At 75.0% G+C, this 18,743-nt stretch carries 17 protein-coding genes; 12 read left to right on the top strand and 5 right to left on the bottom strand.

Going from position 1 to position 18,743, the window contains the following annotated elements; translation table 11 throughout:
- The first annotated feature begins 230 nt into the window (after positions 1 to 230).
- From Ae331Ps2_RS07680 to Ae331Ps2_RS07670, 3 genes are read left to right on the top strand one after another with little or no spacing between them, the layout of a single operon-like run.
- Positions 231 to 941: a phosphatidylserine decarboxylase gene (locus tag Ae331Ps2_RS07680; RefSeq protein ID WP_020622655.1), complete on the top strand. Its 711-nt coding sequence runs from the start codon at positions 231 to 233 to the stop codon at positions 939 to 941.
- A gap of 10 nt (positions 942 to 951) precedes the next feature.
- On the top strand, positions 952 to 1,959 hold the full coding sequence (pssA, locus tag Ae331Ps2_RS07675; RefSeq protein ID WP_075309828.1) for a CDP-diacylglycerol--serine O-phosphatidyltransferase: 1,008 nt from the start codon (positions 952 to 954) through the stop codon (positions 1,957 to 1,959).
- A 24-nt stretch (positions 1,960 to 1,983) separates the two neighbouring features.
- Complete coding sequence (locus Ae331Ps2_RS07670) at positions 1,984 to 4,326, top strand: AAA family ATPase (protein ID WP_075309830.1); 2,343 nt, start codon at positions 1,984 to 1,986, stop codon at positions 4,324 to 4,326.
- Positions 4,327 to 4,488: 162 nt separating this feature from the next.
- Here the strand turns inward: Ae331Ps2_RS07670 and Ae331Ps2_RS07665 are convergent, their stop codons facing one another.
- Both Ae331Ps2_RS07665 and Ae331Ps2_RS07660 read right to left on the bottom strand, forming a co-directional pair.
- The gene (locus Ae331Ps2_RS07665) at positions 4,489 to 5,187 is read right to left on the bottom strand and encodes a LytR C-terminal domain-containing protein (protein WP_075309832.1); all 699 of its coding nucleotides are present in this window, start codon (positions 5,185 to 5,187) and stop codon (positions 4,489 to 4,491) included.
- A gap of 16 nt (positions 5,188 to 5,203) precedes the next feature.
- Entirely contained in the window at positions 5,204 to 5,521 is a 318-nt protein-coding gene (locus tag Ae331Ps2_RS07660; protein WP_020622870.1) for a DUF3263 domain-containing protein, read from the bottom strand.
- A 204-nt stretch (positions 5,522 to 5,725) separates the two neighbouring features.
- Here Ae331Ps2_RS07660 and Ae331Ps2_RS07655 point away from each other — a divergent pair, with 204 nt between their 5' ends.
- Together Ae331Ps2_RS07655 and Ae331Ps2_RS07650 are read left to right on the top strand one after the other, a co-directional pair.
- A complete protein-coding gene (locus Ae331Ps2_RS07655) occupies positions 5,726 to 6,307 on the top strand; it encodes a peptide deformylase (RefSeq protein WP_075309834.1) in 582 nt (193 codons plus the stop codon).
- 107 nt (positions 6,308 to 6,414) lie between these two features.
- Positions 6,415 to 6,690 (top strand): hypothetical protein, encoded by a 276-nt coding sequence (locus Ae331Ps2_RS07650; protein WP_139318904.1) that lies wholly within the window; start codon positions 6,415 to 6,417, stop codon positions 6,688 to 6,690.
- A gap of 6 nt (positions 6,691 to 6,696) precedes the next feature.
- On the opposite strand, the gene Ae331Ps2_RS07645 is transcribed toward Ae331Ps2_RS07650, so the two are convergent.
- Both Ae331Ps2_RS07645 and Ae331Ps2_RS07640 read right to left on the bottom strand, forming a co-directional pair.
- Entirely contained in the window at positions 6,697 to 7,341 is a 645-nt protein-coding gene (locus Ae331Ps2_RS07645; RefSeq protein WP_226361709.1) for a response regulator transcription factor, read from the bottom strand.
- A complete protein-coding gene (locus tag Ae331Ps2_RS07640) occupies positions 7,338 to 8,501 on the bottom strand; it encodes a sensor histidine kinase (RefSeq protein WP_158071542.1) in 1,164 nt (387 codons plus the stop codon). Before Ae331Ps2_RS07640 ends, Ae331Ps2_RS07645 begins: the two co-directional genes overlap by 4 nt.
- 84 nt (positions 8,502 to 8,585) lie before the next feature.
- Between Ae331Ps2_RS07640 and Ae331Ps2_RS07635 the strand changes: the two genes are divergently transcribed.
- Positions 8,586 to 9,434 carry an ABC transporter ATP-binding protein gene (locus tag Ae331Ps2_RS07635; protein WP_083695324.1) on the top strand — a complete coding sequence of 283 codons (849 nt, stop codon included), beginning with the start codon at positions 8,586 to 8,588 and terminating at the stop codon, positions 9,432 to 9,434.
- The gene (locus tag Ae331Ps2_RS07630) at positions 9,431 to 11,542 is read left to right on the top strand and encodes an FtsX-like permease family protein (protein ID WP_075309839.1); all 2,112 of its coding nucleotides are present in this window, start codon (positions 9,431 to 9,433) and stop codon (positions 11,540 to 11,542) included. Before Ae331Ps2_RS07635 ends, Ae331Ps2_RS07630 begins: the two co-directional genes overlap by 4 nt.
- 55 nt (positions 11,543 to 11,597) lie before the next feature.
- Here Ae331Ps2_RS07630 and Ae331Ps2_RS07625 read toward each other — a convergent pair whose 3' ends face one another.
- Positions 11,598 to 12,029, bottom strand: a complete 432-nt coding sequence (locus Ae331Ps2_RS07625) for a nitroreductase family deazaflavin-dependent oxidoreductase (protein ID WP_075309841.1) — start codon at positions 12,027 to 12,029, stop codon at positions 11,598 to 11,600.
- Between the two features lie 199 nt (positions 12,030 to 12,228).
- Between Ae331Ps2_RS07625 and thiC the strand changes: the two genes are divergently transcribed.
- The 5 genes from thiC to Ae331Ps2_RS07600 all read left to right on the top strand — a co-directional run bounded on the left by thiC (position 12,229) and on the right by Ae331Ps2_RS07600 (position 18,727).
- A complete protein-coding gene (gene thiC / locus Ae331Ps2_RS07620; protein ID WP_075309843.1) occupies positions 12,229 to 13,866 on the top strand; it encodes a phosphomethylpyrimidine synthase ThiC in 1,638 nt (545 codons plus the stop codon).
- A 196-nt stretch (positions 13,867 to 14,062) separates the two neighbouring features.
- Positions 14,063 to 14,914, top strand: coding sequence for a bifunctional hydroxymethylpyrimidine kinase/phosphomethylpyrimidine kinase (gene thiD, locus Ae331Ps2_RS07615; RefSeq protein ID WP_139318905.1), 852 nt, complete (start codon positions 14,063 to 14,065; stop codon positions 14,912 to 14,914).
- A 191-nt stretch (positions 14,915 to 15,105) separates the two neighbouring features.
- Positions 15,106 to 17,367, top strand: coding sequence for a xanthine dehydrogenase family protein molybdopterin-binding subunit (locus tag Ae331Ps2_RS07610; protein WP_075309847.1), 2,262 nt, complete (start codon positions 15,106 to 15,108; stop codon positions 17,365 to 17,367).
- Positions 17,364 to 17,912 carry a (2Fe-2S)-binding protein gene (locus tag Ae331Ps2_RS07605; RefSeq protein ID WP_075309849.1) on the top strand — a complete coding sequence of 183 codons (549 nt, stop codon included), beginning with the start codon at positions 17,364 to 17,366 and terminating at the stop codon, positions 17,910 to 17,912. The genes Ae331Ps2_RS07610 and Ae331Ps2_RS07605 overlap by 4 nt, the downstream gene beginning before the upstream one ends.
- A complete protein-coding gene (locus Ae331Ps2_RS07600) occupies positions 17,909 to 18,727 on the top strand; it encodes a xanthine dehydrogenase family protein subunit M (RefSeq protein WP_075309851.1) in 819 nt (272 codons plus the stop codon). The genes Ae331Ps2_RS07605 and Ae331Ps2_RS07600 overlap by 4 nt, the downstream gene beginning before the upstream one ends.
- Positions 18,728 to 18,743: the final 16 nt, after the last annotated feature.

The following is an 18,743-nucleotide window of genomic DNA, read 5'->3' as shown; positions in this document are numbered from 1 at the left end:
TCGGGGGACGACGGCCCCGGCCCTTTTTGTGCCGTCGACCGGGCCCGCGGGATCGCGCACCGCATGCGGACGGCGTCGGGCACGAACGGCCGATCGTTCCACCGGTCGCACCCCGGCACGGGGACCCCCGGATCCTCGGCGTGTCCCGGTCGTCCCGCCGGACGGGCGTCCGTGGTGCCCGCGTAGCGTTGGTGATCCCCTACCGGAGCATCAGGAGCCGACGACCCACCATGGCCGAAGGAACCGGGACCTCCCCGACCCACATCGCCCGGCTGGTCCGGGACGCGATCCCCCCGATGCACCCGGGTGGCCGTCCGATCGTCGCCGGTGTGGCGCTCGCCGCGGCGGGAGTGCGCGCCCTCACCGGCCGCGGCACCCTGCCGGGCCTGCTCGCCACCGCGGCCACCGCGCTGTTCTTCCGCGACCCCGTCCGCACCCCGCCGCTGCGCACCGACGCCGTGCTGGCCCCCGCCGACGGCACGGTCGCCACCGTGACCGAGACGGTCCCGCCCGCCGAGCTCGACCTGCCGCGCGTCCCGCACACCCGGGTCTCGATCTTCCTGACCGTGCTGGACGTGCACGTCCAGTGGGTGCCGGTGCACGGCCGCGTCGCGCGGGTCCAGTACACGCCCGGCACGTTCCTGTCGGCGGACCTGGACAAGGCCAGCGAGGACAACGAGCGCAACGCGATCACCGTGGTCCGCGCCGACGGTGTCGGGGTCGGGGTCGTGCAGATCGCCGGCCTGCTGGCCCGCCGGATCGTCTGCGCCCTGCGCGACGGCGACGAGGTCGCCGCGGGCGAGCGGTTCGGTCTCATCCGGTTCGGGTCGCGGGTGGACACCTACCTCCCGCCAGGGACGACCGCGCTGGTCCGCCCCGGCCAGCGGACCGTGGGCGGGGAGACCGTGCTCGGCCTGGTGGCCGAGGCGGCGGAGCGCTGAGGTCGTGGGGATGTCCCGCCCCGCCGGCGGATACCCGGCCGGCGTGCGGCTGCTGCCCAACGCGGTCACCGTCCTCAACCTCTGCGCGGGCCTGACCGCGGTCTACTTCGCGCTCCAGTCGCGCTTCGACTTCGCGATCGTCGCCATCCTCGTGGCCGCGCTCTGCGACGCCCTCGACGGTGGCCTGGCCCGGCTGCTCGACGCGTCCAGCCGGATCGGCGCCGAGCTCGACTCGCTGGCCGACCTGGTGTCCTTCGGCGTCGCCCCCGCCCTGGTCATCTACATCTGGGCGTTCGAGGGGACCCGGGCCGGCTGGATCGTGGCCCTGGTGTTCGCGGTGTGCATGGCGCTGCGCCTGGCACGTTTCAACACCCTGATCGACGACGACAGCGCCCCGCCGTTCGCCCGCGAGTTCTTCGTCGGCGTCCCGGCCCCCGCGGCCGCGCTGACCGCGGGCATCCCGCTCTACCTCTGGCTGCACTTCGGCCAGGGCTGGTGGTCGGAGCGGCCGCTGGTCGGGGTCTGGGCGCTGGTCACGGCCGGGCTCATGGTCAGCCGCATCCCGACGCTGTCGCTCAAGACGGTCCGGGTCTCGCCCCGCGCCACCCGCTGGCTGCTGGTCGGCGTGGCCGCGGTCGTCGCGATCCTGATCACGATCCCGTTCCTCGGCATCGCCGTCGCCGGGGTCGCCTATCTGCTGCTCCTGCCCTGGACGGCCTACCGCTACCGCTGGCTCTCGCGCCACCCCGAGGCGTGGGACGTGCCGACCCGCCAGCGCCGCGCCGTCGCCCGCGCGGCCCGGTCCGCCCGTCGGCTCGGTCTGCGACCGCCGCTGCGCCGCCGGGTCGCCGGCCGGGCCGGGGCGGTGGCCAGGGGTGTCCGGCGACGGCTCGACCCGGAGGGCGAGGCCCGCCGCGACGGCCTGCGCGACACCCGCGCCGTCCGGGACCCGCGCGGTCCGGGCGTCGCCGCCGCGCCCCGCGGTTCCGGCCGCCGCCTCGGCCTGCGCCGTCGCTGACCCCGACCCTCCGGAGGACCGCCCGTGCTGGAGCTCGTCGCCCGACTGGCCCCCGCGGCCGCCGACGCCCGCCGTGGTGTCGTCCGGCTGCACCCCGAGGTGCTCGCCGCGCTCGGCCTGCGCTCCTGGGACGCGGTGACCCTCACCGGGGCCCGGGTCACCGCGGCGCTCGCCGTCGCCGGTGCGCCGGGCGACCCGCACGGGCAGGCCCGGCTCGACGACGTCACCCTCTCCAACGCCGGGCTGACCGACGGTGCGACCGTCGTCGTCGCGCCGGCGCCGGTCACCGCGGCCCGGGAGGTGCGCCTGGTCGGGTCCGCGCTGACCACCGCCACGGTCGCCCCGGCGACGCTGCGACTCGCCCTGATGGGGAAGGTCCTGGTACGCGGTGACGCCGTGTCCCTGCTCCCGCAGGACATCGCCCCGGCGGCCGGGTCCGACGTCCGCTCGGTGCGTCGTGCGCTGGCCGCGGCCGTCGGCGGGACGTGGACCTCTGAGCTGCTGACCGTCGCCGTCGCCGATCCGGCCGGACCGGTGGTGGTGACGCCGTCGACGGTGGTGGGCTGGCAGGGCGGTCGGGACACCGGGGACACGGGGGATTCCGGGGACACCGGCGGCACCGCCCCGGCTGCGCTCGGGGGCCCCGGCCCTGGCGGGCCCGTCAGGTCCCCTGCGTCCCTGGCCACCGCCACAGCCTCGGCCGCTGCCGCGGGAGCCGCTCCGGGGGCCGTGGAGGGGCCCGGTGGGCCCGCCGGATCCACCGAGCCGGTGGTGCCGCTGGAGGACCTCGCCGCGAACGAGGCCGTCGCGCGCCGGCTGCTGGACTGGTTCGAGCTCATGTTCCGCCGCCCGGAGCTGCTGACCCGGCTCGGCGGCGACGCCCGGCTCGGCGTGCTCGTCTCCGGGCCGGAGGGCGCGGGCAAGGCGACCCTGGTGCGCAGCGCGGCCGCGGCGGCGGGCGCGCGCTGCGTGGAGCTCGTCGCCCCGGCCGTCGCCGCCGTCGAGCCGGCCGCCGCGGCCGAGCGGGTCCGGGCGGCGATCGCCCGGGCCCGCACCGGTGGGTCCGGCGCGACGGGTGCCGACGGCCCCGCGGTGCTGCTGGTGCACGACGCGCACGCCCTGCTCCCCGCCGCCGACCCGCCGCCGCTGGCCACCCTGGTCCTCGACGAGCTGCGCGCGGCGACCGCGCCCGGCGGGCCGGCGCTCGTGGTCACCAGCGCCGAGCCGGAGGCGCTGGACCCGCGGCTGCGGGCCCCCGACCTGGTGGACCGCGAGCTGTCGGTCGGCCTGCCCGACACCGCGACCCGGCGTGCGCTGCTGGAGCGGCTGCTGGCCGACGTCCCCCGTGCCGACGACGTCGACCTGGGCGCGGTCGCCGCCCGCACCCCCGGCTTCGTCGTCGCGGACCTGGCCGCGGTCCGCCGGGAGGCCGCGGTGAGCGCGGCGCTGCGCGGCAGCGGCGCCGAGCCCACCGAACAGGTCCACCAGTCCGACCTGCTCGACGCCGTCGGCTCGGTCCGCCCGATCTCGCTGTCCGGTGGTGGCACCCTCGGCAGCGGCGGGCTCACCCTCGACGACGTCGGCGACATGACCGAGGTCAAGGCGGCCCTGACCGAGGCGGTGCTGTGGCCGCTGCGCCACCCGGACTCGTTCGCCCGGCTCGGGGTCGACGCCCCGCGCGGGGTGCTGCTCTACGGCCCGCCGGGCGGCGGCAAGACGTTCCTGCTGCGTGCGCTCGCCGGCTCCGGTGACCTCAACGTGTTCGCGGTGAAGGGCGCCGAGCTGCTCGACAAGTACGTCGGCGAGTCCGAGCGGGCGGTCCGCGAGCTGTTCCGCCGCGCGGCCGAGGCCGCTCCGGCACTGATCTTCCTCGACGAGGTCGACGCGCTCGCCCCGCGCCGCGGGGGCTCCACCGACGCCGGGGTGGCCGACCGCGTCGTCGCCGCGCTGCTGACCGAGCTGGACGGGGCCACACCGCTGCGCGAGGTCGTCGTGGTCGGGGCGACCAACCGGCCCGAGCTGATCGACCCGGCGATGCTGCGCCCGGGCCGGCTGGAGCGGCTGGTGTTCGTCCCGCCGCCGGATGCCGACGCGCGGGCGGACATCCTGCGCGCGGCGGGCCGCGACGTGCCGCTGGCCGACGACGTCGACCTCGACGCGCTCGCCTCCGAACTGGACGGTTACTCGGCGGCGGACTGTGCGGCGCTGCTGCGTGAGGCGGCACTGACCGCGATGCGGGAGTCCCTCGACGCGGGCGAGGTGACTGCGGCGCACCTGGCGACGGCACGTCGCACCGTGCGGGCGTCGCTGGACCCGGCGCAGGTCGCCGAGCTGGAGGCCTACGCCCGCCGCCGCAGCGACGGCTGAGTCGCCGCGGCCCGGGGCGGCGCAGCGCCCCTGGAACGGCGCAGCACCCCGGGAACGGCGCTGCGCCCCGGATCGACGCAGCACCCTCGGAACAGCACAGCGGGCCCCTGAACAGCGCAGCGGCCCCGGACGGATCGTCCGGGGCCGCTGCGGTCGGTCGGGTCAGGCGGCGGAGAAGTCCCGCGTCACGATGACGATGACGCCGGGCGTCGCGTCCTGGATGCCGTCGAAGCGGGGCTCAGAACGGATGCCGAACTTCTTCGCGATCTCCTCGGCCGCGGCCTTCTCGGTGGTGCCCTGCCGGTAGTAGACGGTCGTGGTCGGGATGACGCCCTGGGAGTAGTTCTGCACCTGGGACACGGTCCAACCGTTGGTACGGAACTCCCCGGCCGCCTTCTCGGCGAGACCGCGGATGGTCGAGTTGTTGTAGATCCGCACGACCGGACGGGCCACGACCGCGGACCCCTCTCCGGCGGCGGAGCCGGAGCCGCCCTGGCCCGCGGAGCCGGGGCCGGAGCCCGCGGCGGGCGGCGGCGCGGCGACGGCCGGGCCGGCGCCCTCGTACCCGGGGGAGCCCGGCGTGCCGGGCGCTCCGGGGGTGAACGGTGAGGTCTCCCCGGGCGTGCCCGGGGCGGGGGTGGCGCCGGTGCCGGGCACGGCGCCGTCGCCGGTGCCGTCCCCCGGAGCGGGGGCCGGGGCGGGCTCGGCCGACGCCGACGGAGGCGCGGCCTGGTTGCCGCCGTCCTCACCGCCGCCGGTGAGGCCGATCAGGCCGACGACAGCGGCGACCACACCGACGCCGACCAGCGCGATACCGGCGATCTTCAGCGGTGACTGCCCACCGGACGCGGGTGCGGTCATCGTGACCTCCTGGCTGTCAGGGCTCGAGGCCGAGGCGACGGGCGGCGCGGGTGCGCTGCCTGCTGGAGCGCAGCCGGCGCAGGCGCTTGACCAGCAGCGGGTCCACCGCCAGCGCCTCCGGCTTGTCGACCAGGGCGTTCAGCACCTGGTAGTAGCGGGTGGCCGACATGTCGAACAGCTCGCGGATCGCCTGCTCCTTGGCACCCGCGTACTTCCACCACTGGGCCTCGAACGCGAGGATCTCGCGTTCGCGGCGGTCGAGCTCGCGGGAGGACACGGCAGCGGTGCGCCGGTGCGCTCCGCGGCGTTCCGGCAGGGACCCGGCGGACTCCATCACGCTCCTCGAGCGGACGACGATCTCGTACTGCGGCGGCCCCGCCCGGGCACCGCGACGACGAACGACACGTCTGTCATTCGCGGTGCGGATTCAACCACAGGGGACCGACGGTCCCCGGCCGCGACGCGCCTGGAGAGCGGGTCGGTCCACAACGAAACCGCCCGGCCGGGTCACCTCCGGCGGCGACCGTAGGCTGCTCCGGTGACGGTTCTGCGCATCCGCATGGTCGGCGACCCCGTGCTCCACACCCCCACCCGCCCCGTCGTCACGGTCGACGACTCGGTCCGGACGCTGGTCGAGGACATGTTCGAGACGATGGCGGCCGCGAACGGCGTCGGCCTCGCGGCCAACCAGGTGGGCGTGGACCTGCGGCTGTTCGTCTTCGACTGCCCCGACGAGGAGACCCGCACCATGCGCCGCGGGCTCGTCGTCAACCCGGTGCTGGAGACCTCGGAGATCCCGGAGATCATGCCGGACCCGGACGACGACCAGGAGGGCTGCCTGTCGGTGCCCGGCGAGAACTTCGCGACCGGCCGGGCGGAGTGGGCCCGGGTGACCGGCACCGATCTCGACGGCGAGCCCGTGTCGTACGAGGGGCGCGGCTTCTTCGCCCGCTGCATGCAGCACGAGACCGACCACCTCGACGGGCGTCTGTACCTGGACCGGCTGATGGGCCGCCACCAGCGCGCGGCGAAGAAGATGCTCAAGCGCAACGGCTGGGGCTCGCCGTCGGACTCCTGGGACCCGTCGGCCGTCGAGGCGGAGGACGTCCCCCGGGGATGACCCCGGGGTCGACCCCGGGAGTCATACCCCGGTACTAGGGGTCGACCTGGGAGAACCGGCCCCACGACCGATGTGGCGGGGTGCTCCCCGGGGGCATCGTGGACGCCATGGTGCTCACGATCCTCGCAGTCCTCCCCGTCCTCGCCGTGCTGCTCGTCATGGCCGCGCAGCCGCTGTTCGAGCTGTGGGACGCCCGCGCGTCCGAGCGCGGCGCCGCCCAGCTCGGTGCGCAGGTCCCGCTGCCCGACGACGACGTGCCCGCGCTGCTGTCGGCCGCGCCCACCGCGTACCCGGAGGCGCTCGGCGACGTCGTCGCCCCGCTGCGGATCCCGGCGCAGCGCCGCCCGCTCACCCCGGTCGGCCGGAACGCCGCCCGGGTCTGAACGGCGCTACTCGACCAGACGGTTCTCCCAGGCCCACGCCGCGATCTCCACCCGGTTGCGGGCGTCGAGCTTGGACCCGATGTTGGCGATGTGGGTCTTCACCGTCGACAGCGACACGAACAGGTCCCCGGCGATCTCGGAATTCGTCCGGCCGCGGGCGACCGCCTTCACGACCTCCAGCTCGCGCGGTGAGAGCGTGGCGTGGACGTCGGCGCGGGCCGGCTCCGGCTCGGTCAGCCGCTCCAGCAGCCGCACGGTGACCGACGGCGACACCAGCGCGTCGCCCGCCGCGGCGGCGCGGACCGACTCGACGAGCAGCCGCGGGCCCGCCGTCTTCAGCAGGAACCCGCAGGCGCCCGAGCGCAGCGCACCGTAGACGTACTCGTCCAGGTCGAACGTCGTGACCACCACGATCCGCGGCGGGTCCGGGTCCGCGGTCAGCGCGCGGGTCGCGGCGATCCCGTCCATCCCCGGCATCCGGACGTCCATGAGCACGACGTCCGGGCGCAGCTCGCGGGCCATGGCGACGGCGTCGGTGCCGGTGGCGGCCTCCCCGACGACCTCGATGCCGTCCTCGGCGGACAGGATCAGCCCGAACCCGGTGCGCACCATCTCCTGGTCGTCGGCGAGCAGGACCCGGATCGCGTTCACCGGCCGTCCCCGGCCGGCACCTCGGCGACGACGATCCACCGGCCGGGGCCGTCCGCCCCGGCGTGCAGCGACCCGCCGAGGGCCTCCACCCGCTCCCGCATCCCCGCCAGCCCGTACCCGCCCGGGTCGCGCAGCGGGTTCTCCGTCCCGGTCCCGTCGTTGTGCACCACGGTCACCAGCCTGCCCGCCTGCAGATGGAGGCCGACCGACACCCTGCTCGCGCCGGGCGCGTGCCGGTGCACGTTGGTCAGTGCCTCGCGCACCACCCGGAACGCGGTCGCCGCGACGGCCGGGCCGAGCCGGGCCGTCCGCACCTCGGGTGCGATCTCCAGCCGGGCCCGGCCGCCGTCGGGGTCGAAGCGGGCGACGACGTCCTCGATGTCGTCGAGGCCGTGTCCGGGGGTGCGCACGGCCCCGTCCCCGGTGTCGTCCCCGGCGCCCGAGCGCAGCACGCCGACCATGCGGCGCATCCCGTCGAGGGCCTCGGCACCGGCCCGCTCGATCGCCTCCAGGGCCCGGCCGGCCTCCTCCGGGCGGCTGCCCGCGACCACCACGCCGGCCTGCGCCGCCACCACGATCGCGGTGACGTGGTGGGCGACGGTGTCGTGCAGCTCGCGGGCCAGCTCGAGCCGCTCCTCGTTGCGGGTCTGGGCGAGCCGGGCCGAGCGGCGCTGCCACAGCTCGCGCGCCGCGGTCGCGACGACCATCGTGCCGGCCCAGCCGACCACGGTCAGGCTGGCGAACACCTCGCGGTCGATGCCCGGCACGCGCAGCAGCGGCATGCTCACGATGACGCACAGCGACACCGCCGCCGTCACGATCACCGCCCGGACCGGTGCGGTCCGCACCGTCGACACCGTGACCACGGCCAGTGCGAACAGCTCGGTCAGCGACAGGAACGGGATCCCGCCGGTCAGCAGGGCCCCGACCGAGCCGCACACGGACAGCCCGAACGCGATCGCCGCGACGGGGAGCGGGCGGGTGCCCGTCCGGTACCGGAGGAGCACGACGCCCGCCACGAGCAGGCCGTACACCGCGCCGCTCGGTACCTGGACGCCCGAGCTCAGGCCCAGGGCGGCGTCGCACAGCGCCCAGAACAGGTAGGCGAGCAGCTCGAGCCCGACCAGGATGTTCCGGCCGCGGCGTGTTCCGGCGTTCATGGTGATCACGGTAGGGCGCGCCGTGGCCCGTCGCCCTCGGTCGGAAGTACGACGACCCCTCGGTGAACTCCGTACCACGGGCTGATGCCCCGGCGCCCTCCCGACGGCACCGTGAGCGCCATGATCCATGGTTCGAGGAATCCGGCCGACGTGCCCGAGCGGATCGCCGCCGCGACGGTGAACCTGGTCCGCACCTACGGGAGCGGCCGGGCCGCGGTCCGCGCGCTGGACGGGGTCACGCTGTGGCTGCCCGCGGGCCGGTTCACCGCGGTGATGGGGCCGAGCGGCTCGGGCAAGTCCACGCTGCTGCACTGCCTGGCCGGTCTGGACCGGCCGACGTCGGGGCAGGTGCTGCTGGGCGAGACCGACCTGGGGGCCCTGAACGAGTCCGCGCTGACCCGCGTCCGGCGTGACCGGATGGGATTCGTCTTCCAGGACGGCAACCTGCTGCCACACCTGACCGCGGGCGAGAACATCGACCTCGCGGCCTCGCTGGCCGGGCGCCGGCCGAACCACGCGTGGCGGGCCGAGCTCGTCGAGCGGCTGGGCATCGGTGACCGGCTCACCCACCTGCCCTCGGAGCTGTCCGGCGGGCAGCGCCAGCGCGTCGCGGTGGCCAGGGCGCTGCTGGGCCGCCCGGAGATCGTCGTCGCCGACGAGCCGACCGGCGCACTCGACACCCGTTCCGGGCGTGAGCTGCTGGGCCTGCTGCGGGCCTGCGTGGACGACTACGGCCAGACCGTCGTCATGGTCACCCACGACCCGCTGGCGGCCGCGGCGTCGGACCAGGTGCTGCTGCTGCGCGACGGTCGTGCCGCGGGCCGGCTGGACCGGCCCACCCCGGACCGGGTGCTGTCCGCGATGGGCGCGCTCACCGGCACCGGCGCCCCCGCGATCGCCGACGCCACGATCACCGGTCCGGTGGCCCGGTGAACCCGGCGACCCGCGCGGCCGTCGCCGGGGCCCGGCGCAGCCCGCGTCAGCTGCTGCTGACCGGGCTCGCCGTGCTGGTGGCGACGGTGTTCGCCGCCGCGGCGGTGCTGCTGACGGCGAGCCTGCGCGCCGACCTCCTGGGGAACACGTCGTCGGTGCCCGCGGGCGCGACGTTCGCCCTGGAGACCGACACCTCGTCGGGGGCCGCCACGACGGAGCTGGAGGGCCGGCTGCGCGCGCTGTCGGGGGTGACCGCGGTGTCGACCTCCCGGTCGGGTGCGGTCGCCGTCGTCGCGGGCGGCGCGAGCGGCACCTGGTTGCTGAGCACCGACCCGATGACCGGGCCGCTGCAGGGGCTGGAGCCGCTGACGGCCGGTCGCCTGCCCGCCGGCCCGGGGGAGGCGCTGGTCGGGGCGAGCACCGCGGAGCGCACCGGGCTCGCCCCCGGCGCCACGGTCGGCCTCGGCGACCGCACGCTGACGGTCACCGGGGTGGTGCCGGTCCGTTCCGAGGGCATCGACTCGCTCGTCGTCCGCGACGACGACCCGGCCGCCGCCGGGCTGTCCGCCTACCGCACCGCGGTTGCCGGGAAGCCGGACCCGACCGCGCTCGCCGCCGTCCCGGGCGTCACCGGGGTCCGGACCGCCGACGACCAGCGCACCGAGGACCTGGCGTCGGCCTCGGCGTCGGCGGACGCGCTGCTGGCCGGGCTGTCGGTGTTCGTCGGGCTGGCGCTGGTCGCCGCGGCCGTGGTGGTCGCCTCGACGTTCCGGATCGTGCTGGCCCGCCGCACCCGTGAGCTGGCGCTGCTGCGCTGCGTCGGTGCGGGCCGCGGGCAGGTGGTGCGGTCGGTGCTGGCCGAGGCGGCGCTCACCGGGCTGGTCGCGGGGGTCGCCGGGGCAGCCGTCGCCGTCGCGGGCGGGTGGGTCGCCCTGGCGGCGGCGGGCGCGGCCGGGATGAACGCCCCGGCGCTCGTGGTGCCGTGGGGGCGGATCGCGGGATGCGTGCTGCTCGCCGTCGTCGTGACGGTGCTGGCAGCGCTGGCCCCGGCGCTCGCCGCCGGCCGGACCCCGCCGGTGGTGGCGCTCGGCGCGGCGGACGCGAGCGGTGCACGCGCGCCGCGGGCCCGGGTGCGGCTGTCGCTCGCCGCGGTCTCGCTCGTCCTGGCGGTGCTGCTCGCCGTCGCCGGCGTCGCCATGGGGAGCCCGCTGGGCGGGCTGGTGCTGGCTGCGCTGTCCGGGATGCTGGTGTTCGCGGCGCTCGTGGCGACCGGGCCGTTCGTGGTGTCCGGCGCCGCGGCGCTGGTGGCGCCGGTCGTCGCGCGGTGGGCGCCGGGGCGGATCGCGGTGGGCAACGCGCGACGGATGTCGCGGCGTACCGCGGCGATGACGACGGTGCTGTCGCTGGGCGTGGGGCTGACCGCAGCGATGCTCGTCGCCGTGGCAGGCGCCTCGGCGGACGTCACGGCGTCCCTCGAACGGGACTACCCGGCCGACATCGTCGTGTACGCCGACGCCGGCGAGGCCGCGTCGCTCGCGGCCCGGCTCGACGCCGTGCCCGAGCTGACCGCCCGGGAGGCCGACAGCCTCGTGCTCGTCGACCCGGCGCCGGGGGTCGACCCGGTGGCCGTGCGGACCGCGGTGGTGCGGGCCGCGGGCGACGCACCGGTCGCGTTCACCGCGGAGCTGCGCGAACAGGCCGAGACCACGGTCGGCGCCGTCCGCGGGGTCGGACTGGGCCTGGTCGGAGTGACGCTGCTGGTGGCGGTCGTCGGGATCGGGGTGACCCTGGCGCTGTCGGTCAGCGAACGGACCCGGGAGATCGCGTTGCTGCGCACGCTCGGGCTGTCGCGGGCCGCGTCACGGCGCGCGGTCGCGATCGAGGCGGCGCTCGCCGGCGCGGTCGCGGCGGTGCTCGGCGTCGTGCTGGGAGGTGTTTACGGCCTGCTGGCGCTGACGGCGTCCGGCCTCGGATCGCTCACGGTGCCGCCGCTGGGGCAGCTCGCCGGGCTGGCGGTCGCGGTGGTCGCGGTCGCGGTGCTCGCGTCGGTGGGGCCGTTGCGCCGCGCCGGGCGGATCGAGCCCGCGCACGGCGTCGTCGCGGCGTGAGCGCGTACCCGCGCGCCCGGACCGGGGGGTCGGGCGCGCGGGTGGCCCCGGTGGGTCAGTTCGCGGGCTCCAGCACGAACACCGGGATGACCCGGGAGGTCTTCTCCTGGTACTCGGCGTAGGGCGGGTAGGCCTCGACGGAGCGGTCCCACCACTCCTGGCGCTCGTCGCCGGTGACCTCGCGGGCCACGAACGTGCCGGTCTGCGTGCCGTCCTGGACCTGGACCTGCGGGTTCGCGACCACGTTGTGGTACCAGGCCGGGTGCTCCGGGGTGCCGCCCTTGGAGGCGATCATCGCGTACGAACCGTCGTGCTCGACGCGCATCACCGGCACGTAGCGCTTCTTGCCGGACTTCGCGCCGGTGGTCGTGACCAGCACGATCGGGCGGTCCATGACGGTGACGCCCTCGGTGGTGCCGTTCTCGAGGATCTTCTCGGTCTGCTCGCGGACCCAGTCGGTCGGGGAGAGCTCAGCGTTCTGCGTCATACCGGTGGAGAACCCGATACCACCGGTGGTCATTCCTCGCAGCCGGGTGAGGGGCTGGTGTTCGTCGCCGGACGGTGCCTACGGTGCCGGTGCACGACCAACTGAACACGCGGGAGCTCCGTCGCGCGGGGCTGAGAGGGCGACTCGCCGGTCGCCGACCGCAGAACCGGCCGGGTAATGCCGGCCAGGGAGGACCGTCATGACAACGGCACCAGTGCGTCCGCAGCAGGTCACCACCGGCCCGATCCAGGGCTCGGCCAAGGCCTGGATCGAGGGCCCGGACGGCATCACCGTCCCGGTCCGGCGGATCTCGCTCTCCAACGGCGAGCACCACGACGTCTACGACACCTCCGGCCCGTACACCGACTCCGACGCGACCGTCGACCTGCACGCCGGGCTGCCCCGGCTGCGGGAGCCGTGGGTCGGGTCGCGGGAGCCGGGGACCCAGATGTCCTGGGCACGGGCCGGGATCGTCACCCCCGAGATGGCCTACATCGCCGTCCGTGAGCGGTGCGACGCGGAGCTCGTCCGCGCCGAGGTCGCCCGCGGCCGCGCGGTGATCCCGGCCAACCGCAACCACCCCGAGTGCGAGCCGATGATCATCGGCAAGCGGTTCCTCACCAAGGTCAACGCCAACATCGGCAACTCCGCGGTGAGCTCCTCGATCGCCGAGGAGGTGGAGAAGATGGTGTGGGCGACCCGGTGGGGCGCCGACACCGTGATGGACCTGTCCACCGGCAAGGACATCCACGAGACGCGCGAGTGGATCCTGCGCAACTCCCCGGTCCCGATCGGCACCGTGCCGATCTACCAGGCCCTGGAGAAGTGCAACGGGGACCCGGCCGCGCTGAGCTGGGAGATCTACCGCGACACCGTGCTCGAGCAGTGCGAGCAGGGCGTGGACTACATGACCGTGCACGCCGGGGTGCTGCTGCGGCACGTCCCGCTGACCGCCAAGCGGGTCACCGGGATCGTCTCCCGCGGCGGCTCGATCATGGCGGCGTGGTGCCTGGCGCACCACACCGAGTCGTTCCTGTACACCCACTTCGCCGAGCTGTGCGAGATCCTCCGCCGCTACGACGTCACGTTCTCCCTCGGCGACGGCCTGCGCCCCGGCTCGATCGCCGACGCCAACGACGAGGCCCAGCTCGCCGAGCTCGCCACCCTCGGCGAGCTGACGCGGATCGCGCGCGGGTACGACGTGCAGGTCATGATCGAGGGCCCCGGCCACGTCCCGATGGACAAGATCGTCGAGAACGTGCGGCTGGAGGAGGAGTGGTGCGACGAGGCGCCGTTCTACACCCTCGGCCCGCTGGCCACCGACATCGCGCCCGGCTACGACCACATCACCTCCGCGATCGGCGCCGCCCGCATCGCCGAGGCCGGGACCGCGATGCTCTGCTACGTCACGCCCAAGGAACACCTGGGGCTGCCGAACCGCGACGACGTCAAGGTCGGGGTGATCAGCTACAAGATCGCCGCGCACGCCGCGGACCTGGCCAAGGGCCACCCGCACGCCCAGGCCCGCGACGACGCGCTGTCGGCGGCGCGGTTCGAGTTCCGCTGGCGCGACCAGTTCGCGCTCTCGCTCGACCCGGACACCGCGACCGCCTACCACGACGAGACGCTGCCGGCCGAGCCCGCGAAGACGGCGCACTTCTGCTCGATGTGCGGGCCGAAGTTCTGCTCGATGCGGATCACCCAGGACGTCCGCGACTACGCCGAGGCGCACGGGCTGACCAGCGTCGAGGCGATCGAGGCCGGGATGGCGGAGAAGTCCGGGGAGTTCCGCGACGAGGGCGGCCGGGTGTACCTGCCGATCGCCACCGCGGACTGAGGCACCGGACCGGGGCGTGCCCCGCCGGGGCCGCGGGATCCCACCCGCGGCCCCGGCACCGTCTACCGTCGTCGGCGACCACGCACGACGCGGGAGCTCGCGGAACAGGCGGGCTGAGAGGGCGGCCGGGTCCCACCGGGACCGGCGTCGCCGACCGCGTACCGGCCGGGTAATGCCGGCCAGGGAGGACACGTCCATGGAGCCCACCGTCGGCACCACCCCGCCCCGGGTCATGACGATCGCGGGCACCGACTCGGGCGGTGGCGCGGGCATCGCCGCGGACCTGCGCACCTTCGCCGCCTGCGGGGTGCACGGCTGCCTCGCCGTCTGTGCGGTGACCGTGCAGAACTCGGTCGGGGTCACCGGCGTGCACACCGTCCCGGTCGAGACGATCGCCGGGCAGATCGCCACGGTCGCCTCCGACATCGGGCTGCAGGCCGCGAAGACCGGGATGCTCGCGAACGCCGAGATCATCGAGACCGTCGCGCGGGCCTGCGACGGATGCGACATCGGCGCCGGTCGGGCCACGCCGCTGGTCGTCGACCCGGTCGCGGCCTCGATGCACGGGGACCCGCTGCTGGCCGCCGAGGCGCTGGACGCCTACCGGCACACGCTGTTCCCGCGGGCCACGCTGGTCACACCGAACCTCGACGAGATCCGGCTGCTCGTCGAGCACGACGTCCACGACCGCGCGGGCCAGTACGCCGCGGCGAAGGCGCTGCACGCGCTCGGCCCGCGCGCGGTCCTGGTGAAGGGCGGCCACCTCGCCGAGGACACCGACGGCTGCCTGGACCTCCTCTACGACGGCGACACGGTCGTCGAGCTGCCCGGCCCGCGTTTCGACACCGGCCACACCCACGGCGGCGGGGACTCCCTGGCCGCCGCGATCGCGTCCGGGCTCGCCCGCGGGATGGAGCTGGAGGCGGCGGTGCGCTTCGGGAAGCGCTACATCGTCGAGGCGGTCCGGCACGCCTACCCGCTGGGCGCCGGGCACGGCCCGGTGTCCCCGCTGTGGGCCGTGCGGCCGTGGTGGGAGGAGGACGACTGACCCTGCGCACCCCCTTGGATGCGAGATGGATGCGATCTCAACAAATCCGAGGTCGGGAACGACCGGGCCCCGGCGGGCCGCAGATGCGGATCCCGACTCGCGCGTCGCTCCGCGAAGGGTGCCCTGACCTGGGGATCGGTCGCTGTGGTCTGCATCGCACTTGCCGGTGGAGGTGTATACGCTTCCGCGCGATGAGCATCTTGGGCACCCGCGTCGTCCGCACCGAGGATCCGGTCTTCCTCACGCGCGGCGCGACCTACACCGACGACCTGACCGAGGAGCGGCTGACCGGGGCGTTGCACCTGACGCTCGTCCGCTCCCCGCTGGCCCACGCGACGATCACCTCGATCGACACCTCGGCGGCGCTCGCGTCGCCCGGCGTCGTCGCCGTCGTCACCGGGGCCGACCTCGACATCGCCCCGGCGCTGCTGTTCCCGGGCGCCAACAAGGCCATGACCCGCCCGTTCCTCGCCACCGACCGCGTGCGGTTCGTCGGCGAGCCGGTCGCGGCGGTCCTCACCGAGGAGTTCTACCAGGGTGAGGACGCGGCCGAGCTGGTCGACGTCGAGTACGAGCCCCTCGACGTCGTGATCGACCCGCTGGCCGCGGTCCGTGACGAGACCCTGCTGTTCCCCGAGGCCGGGACCAACACCGCGGCCGCCTACGGGCACGACGAGGAGCAGGACGCCACGTTCTTCGACGGCTGCGAGGTCGTCGTCTCCCGGGACCTGGTGAACCAGCGGCTGGCCGCGGCCCCGCTGGAGACCCGCGCCGCCAGTGCCGTCTGGGACGGCGACCACGTCACCGTCTACATGTCCAACCAGAACGCCCAGGGCGGCCGCGACGAGATCGCCGGCTGGCTGGGCCTGGACAAGGACAAGGTGCGGGTCGTGCTCCCCGACGTCGGCGGCGGCTTCGGCGCGAAGATCGGCTCGGACCCGGAGTTCGGTCTCGTCGCCTGGCTCGCACGCCGGCAGGGCCGCCCGGTCCGCTGGAACGAGTCCCGCTCGGAGAACATGACCGGCATGGTGCAGGGCCGCGCCCAGCGCCAGACCGTCACGATCGGCGGCACCCGTGAGGGCCGGGTCACCCACTACCGGATCGACGTCGTGCAGGACCTGGGCGCCTACCCGCGCCTCGGGACCTTCCTGCCGATGTTCACCCGCATGATGGCGCCCGGCACCTACGACATCGCGAACGTCGACTCCCGCGCGCGCACCGTCGTCACCAACACGACCTCGATCGCCGCCTACCGCGGCGCCGGGCGACCGGAGGCGACCGCGGCGATCGAGCGGGCGATGGACCTGTTCGCCGCCGAGATCGGCAAGGACCCGGCGGAGGTCCGCAAGCTGAACGTGGTCGCCCCGGACAAGTTCCCGTTCCAGACCAAGGGCGGGGTCGAGTACGACTCCGGCGAGTACGCCAAGGCCATCGACCTGGCCCTGGAGAAGTCCGGCTACGCCGGGCTGCGCGCCGAGCAGAAGGCCCGCCGGGAGTCCGGCGACGCCCGCCAGCTCGGCATCGGCGTCTCCTCCTACGTCGAGATCACCGGTGGCGGTGCGTTCGCCGAGGACGCGTCGGTGGAGGTGCACCCGGACGGCTCGGTGACCGTGCTGACCGGCACGTCCCCGCACGGGCAGGGCCACGCCACGGCGTGGGCGATGCTCGCGTCCGACCAGCTCGGCGTCCCGATCGAGAAGATCACCGTCAAGCACGGCGACACCGACCTCGTCCCGCGCGGCGGCGGCACCATGGGGTCGCGCTCGCTGCAGACCGGTGGCGTCGCGGTGCACCAGGCCTCGGCCGAGCTGGTCGACCTGGCCAAGCAGCGCGCCGCGGAGCTGCTCGAGGCGGGCGTGGACGACCTGGAGCTCGACCCCGAGCACGCCGCGATCACCGTCAGGGGCGTCCCCGGCGCGAAGTCGGTGACCCTGGCCGAGCTGGCCGCCTCCGAGCAGCTCAAGGTCGACACGACCTGGGACGGCAAGAAGCCGACCTTCCCGTTCGGCGCGCACGTCTGCGTCGTCGAGGTGGACACCGAGTCCGGCAAGGTGACGGTCGAGAAGATCGTCGCCGTCGACGACGCCGGACCCATCCTCAACCCGCTGCTCTGCGACGGTCAGCGGCACGGCGGGATCGCCCAGGGCATCGCGCAGGCGCTGCTCGAGGAGGTCATCTACGACGAGGAGGGGCAGCCGCTCACCGGCACCTTCGCCGACTACGGCATCCCGTCGGCCGCCGAGCTGCCCAGCTTCGACCTGGTCGAGATGACGACCCCGACGCCGGTCAACCCGATGGGCTACAAGGGCATCGGCGAGGCCGGGACGATCGGCTCCACCCCCGCCACCCAGAGCGCGGTCATCGACGCCCTGTCCCACCTCGGCGTCACGCACATCGACATGCCCCTGACCCCGATGCGGGTCTGGGAAGCCATCCAGGAGGCCTCCAAGTGAAGGTCGAGATCACCGTCAACGGTGAGCCCACCAGTGCCGACGTGGAGCCCCGTCAGCTGCTCGCGCACTACCTGCGGGAGACCGTCGGGCTGAAGGCCACCAACATCGGCTGCGACACCACGTCGTGCGGCGCGTGCACCGTGCTGCTCGACGGGGACGCGGTCAAGTCGTGCACCGTGCTGTCGGTGCAGGCCGACCAGCAGTCGGTCACCACCATGGAGGGGCTCGACGGCGCCGCCGAGGGCCGCCCCGAGCACCCGGTCACCGCGGCGTTCCGGTCCGAGCACGGGCTGCAGTGCGGCTTCTGCACCCCGGGCATGGTCATGTCCGCGGTGTCGCTGATCAGCCACGACGACGACCTGGACGAGCGGAAGGTCCGCGAGGGCCTGGAGGGCAACCTCTGCCGCTGCACGGGCTACCACAACATCGTGCGCGCGGTGCTCGTCGCCGCGGGGAAGGACCCGGACGCCGCGCAGAAGGCCGAGGCCGAGTCCGACGCGCTGCGTACCGCGCCCGGCTTCTCCCGCGGGGAGGCCGGCGCATGATCCCCCTCGCGTTCGACTACGCCCGCCCGGACACCCTCGACGACGCCATCGCGCTGCTCGCCGAGAAGGGCGAGGACGCCAGCGTCCTGGCCGGCGGCCACTCGCTGATCCCGGTCATGAAGGTGCGCCTCGGCGCGCCGGAGTTCCTGATCGACATCGGCAGGCTCCCGGAGCTGTCCTACATCCGTGTCGAGGGCGACGAGCTCGCCGTCGGTGCGGGCACCAAGCACCGCGACGTGGTCGACTCCGCCGAGGTCGCGGCCGAGGTGCCGCTGCTCGGAGCGGTCGCCCGCACCGTCGGTGACCCGCAGATCCGGGCCCGCGGCACGCTCGGCGGCACCGTCGCGCACGCCGACCCGGCCGCGGACCTGCCCGCCGCGCTGCTCGCGCTGGACGCCACCGTCGTCCTGCAGGGGCCGCGCGGGAAGCGCTCGGTGCCGATCGGCGAGTTCTACACCGGCGTGTTCACCACTGTCCGCGAGCCCGACGAGCTGATCGTCGAGATCCGGATCCCGCGCTGCGGTGACCAGGGCTGGGCGTACGAGAAGTTCACCCGGCGCAGCAACGACTGGGCCATCGTCGCCGTCGCGGTGTCCGGTGACCGGATAGGCCTGGTCAACATGGGGTCGACCGCGCTGCGGGCGTCCGCGACCGAGCAGGCCCTCGCCGACGGGCGCTCGGTCGCCGAGGCGGCCGCGCTGGCCGCCGAGGGCACCGAGCCGCCGGCCGACACCCACGGGTCGGTCGCGTACCGCACCCACCTGGTGCAGGTGCTGACCCGGCGCGCGCTCGAGACGGCGCGCGGCCAGGGCTGAGCCACCCCGCCGACCG

It is taken from the genome of Pseudonocardia sp. Ae331_Ps2 (assembly GCF_001932405.1).
Lineage (GTDB): Bacteria > Actinomycetota > Actinomycetes > Mycobacteriales > Pseudonocardiaceae > Pseudonocardia.
The sequence above is the reverse complement of the archived record's forward strand: the minus strand, read 5'-3'. Positions and strand labels throughout refer to the sequence as shown.

Coding starts and splice junctions, on each gene's coding strand:
- Ae331Ps2_RS07680 (WP_020622655.1), top strand. CDS start 231: ATGGCCGAAGGAACCGGGACCTCCCCGACCCACATCGCCCGGCTGGTC.
- pssA (WP_075309828.1), top strand. CDS start 952: ATGTCCCGCCCCGCCGGCGGATACCCGGCCGGCGTGCGGCTGCTGCCC.
- Ae331Ps2_RS07665 (WP_075309832.1), bottom strand. CDS start 5,187: ATGACCGCACCCGCGTCCGGTGGGCAGTCACCGCTGAAGATCGCCGGT.
- Ae331Ps2_RS07660 (WP_020622870.1), bottom strand. CDS start 5,521: ATGGAGTCCGCCGGGTCCCTGCCGGAACGCCGCGGAGCGCACCGGCGC.
- Ae331Ps2_RS07650 (WP_139318904.1), top strand. CDS start 6,415: ATGGTGCTCACGATCCTCGCAGTCCTCCCCGTCCTCGCCGTGCTGCTC.
- Ae331Ps2_RS07640 (WP_158071542.1), bottom strand. CDS start 8,501: ATGAACGCCGGAACACGCCGCGGCCGGAACATCCTGGTCGGGCTCGAG.
- Ae331Ps2_RS07635 (WP_083695324.1), top strand. CDS start 8,586: ATGCCCCGGCGCCCTCCCGACGGCACCGTGAGCGCCATGATCCATGGT.
- Ae331Ps2_RS07625 (WP_075309841.1), bottom strand. CDS start 12,029: ATGACGCAGAACGCTGAGCTCTCCCCGACCGACTGGGTCCGCGAGCAG.
- thiC (WP_075309843.1), top strand. CDS start 12,229: ATGACAACGGCACCAGTGCGTCCGCAGCAGGTCACCACCGGCCCGATC.
- thiD (WP_139318905.1), top strand. CDS start 14,063: ATGGAGCCCACCGTCGGCACCACCCCGCCCCGGGTCATGACGATCGCG.
- Ae331Ps2_RS07610 (WP_075309847.1), top strand. CDS start 15,106: ATGAGCATCTTGGGCACCCGCGTCGTCCGCACCGAGGATCCGGTCTTC.
- Ae331Ps2_RS07600 (WP_075309851.1), top strand. CDS start 17,909: ATGATCCCCCTCGCGTTCGACTACGCCCGCCCGGACACCCTCGACGAC.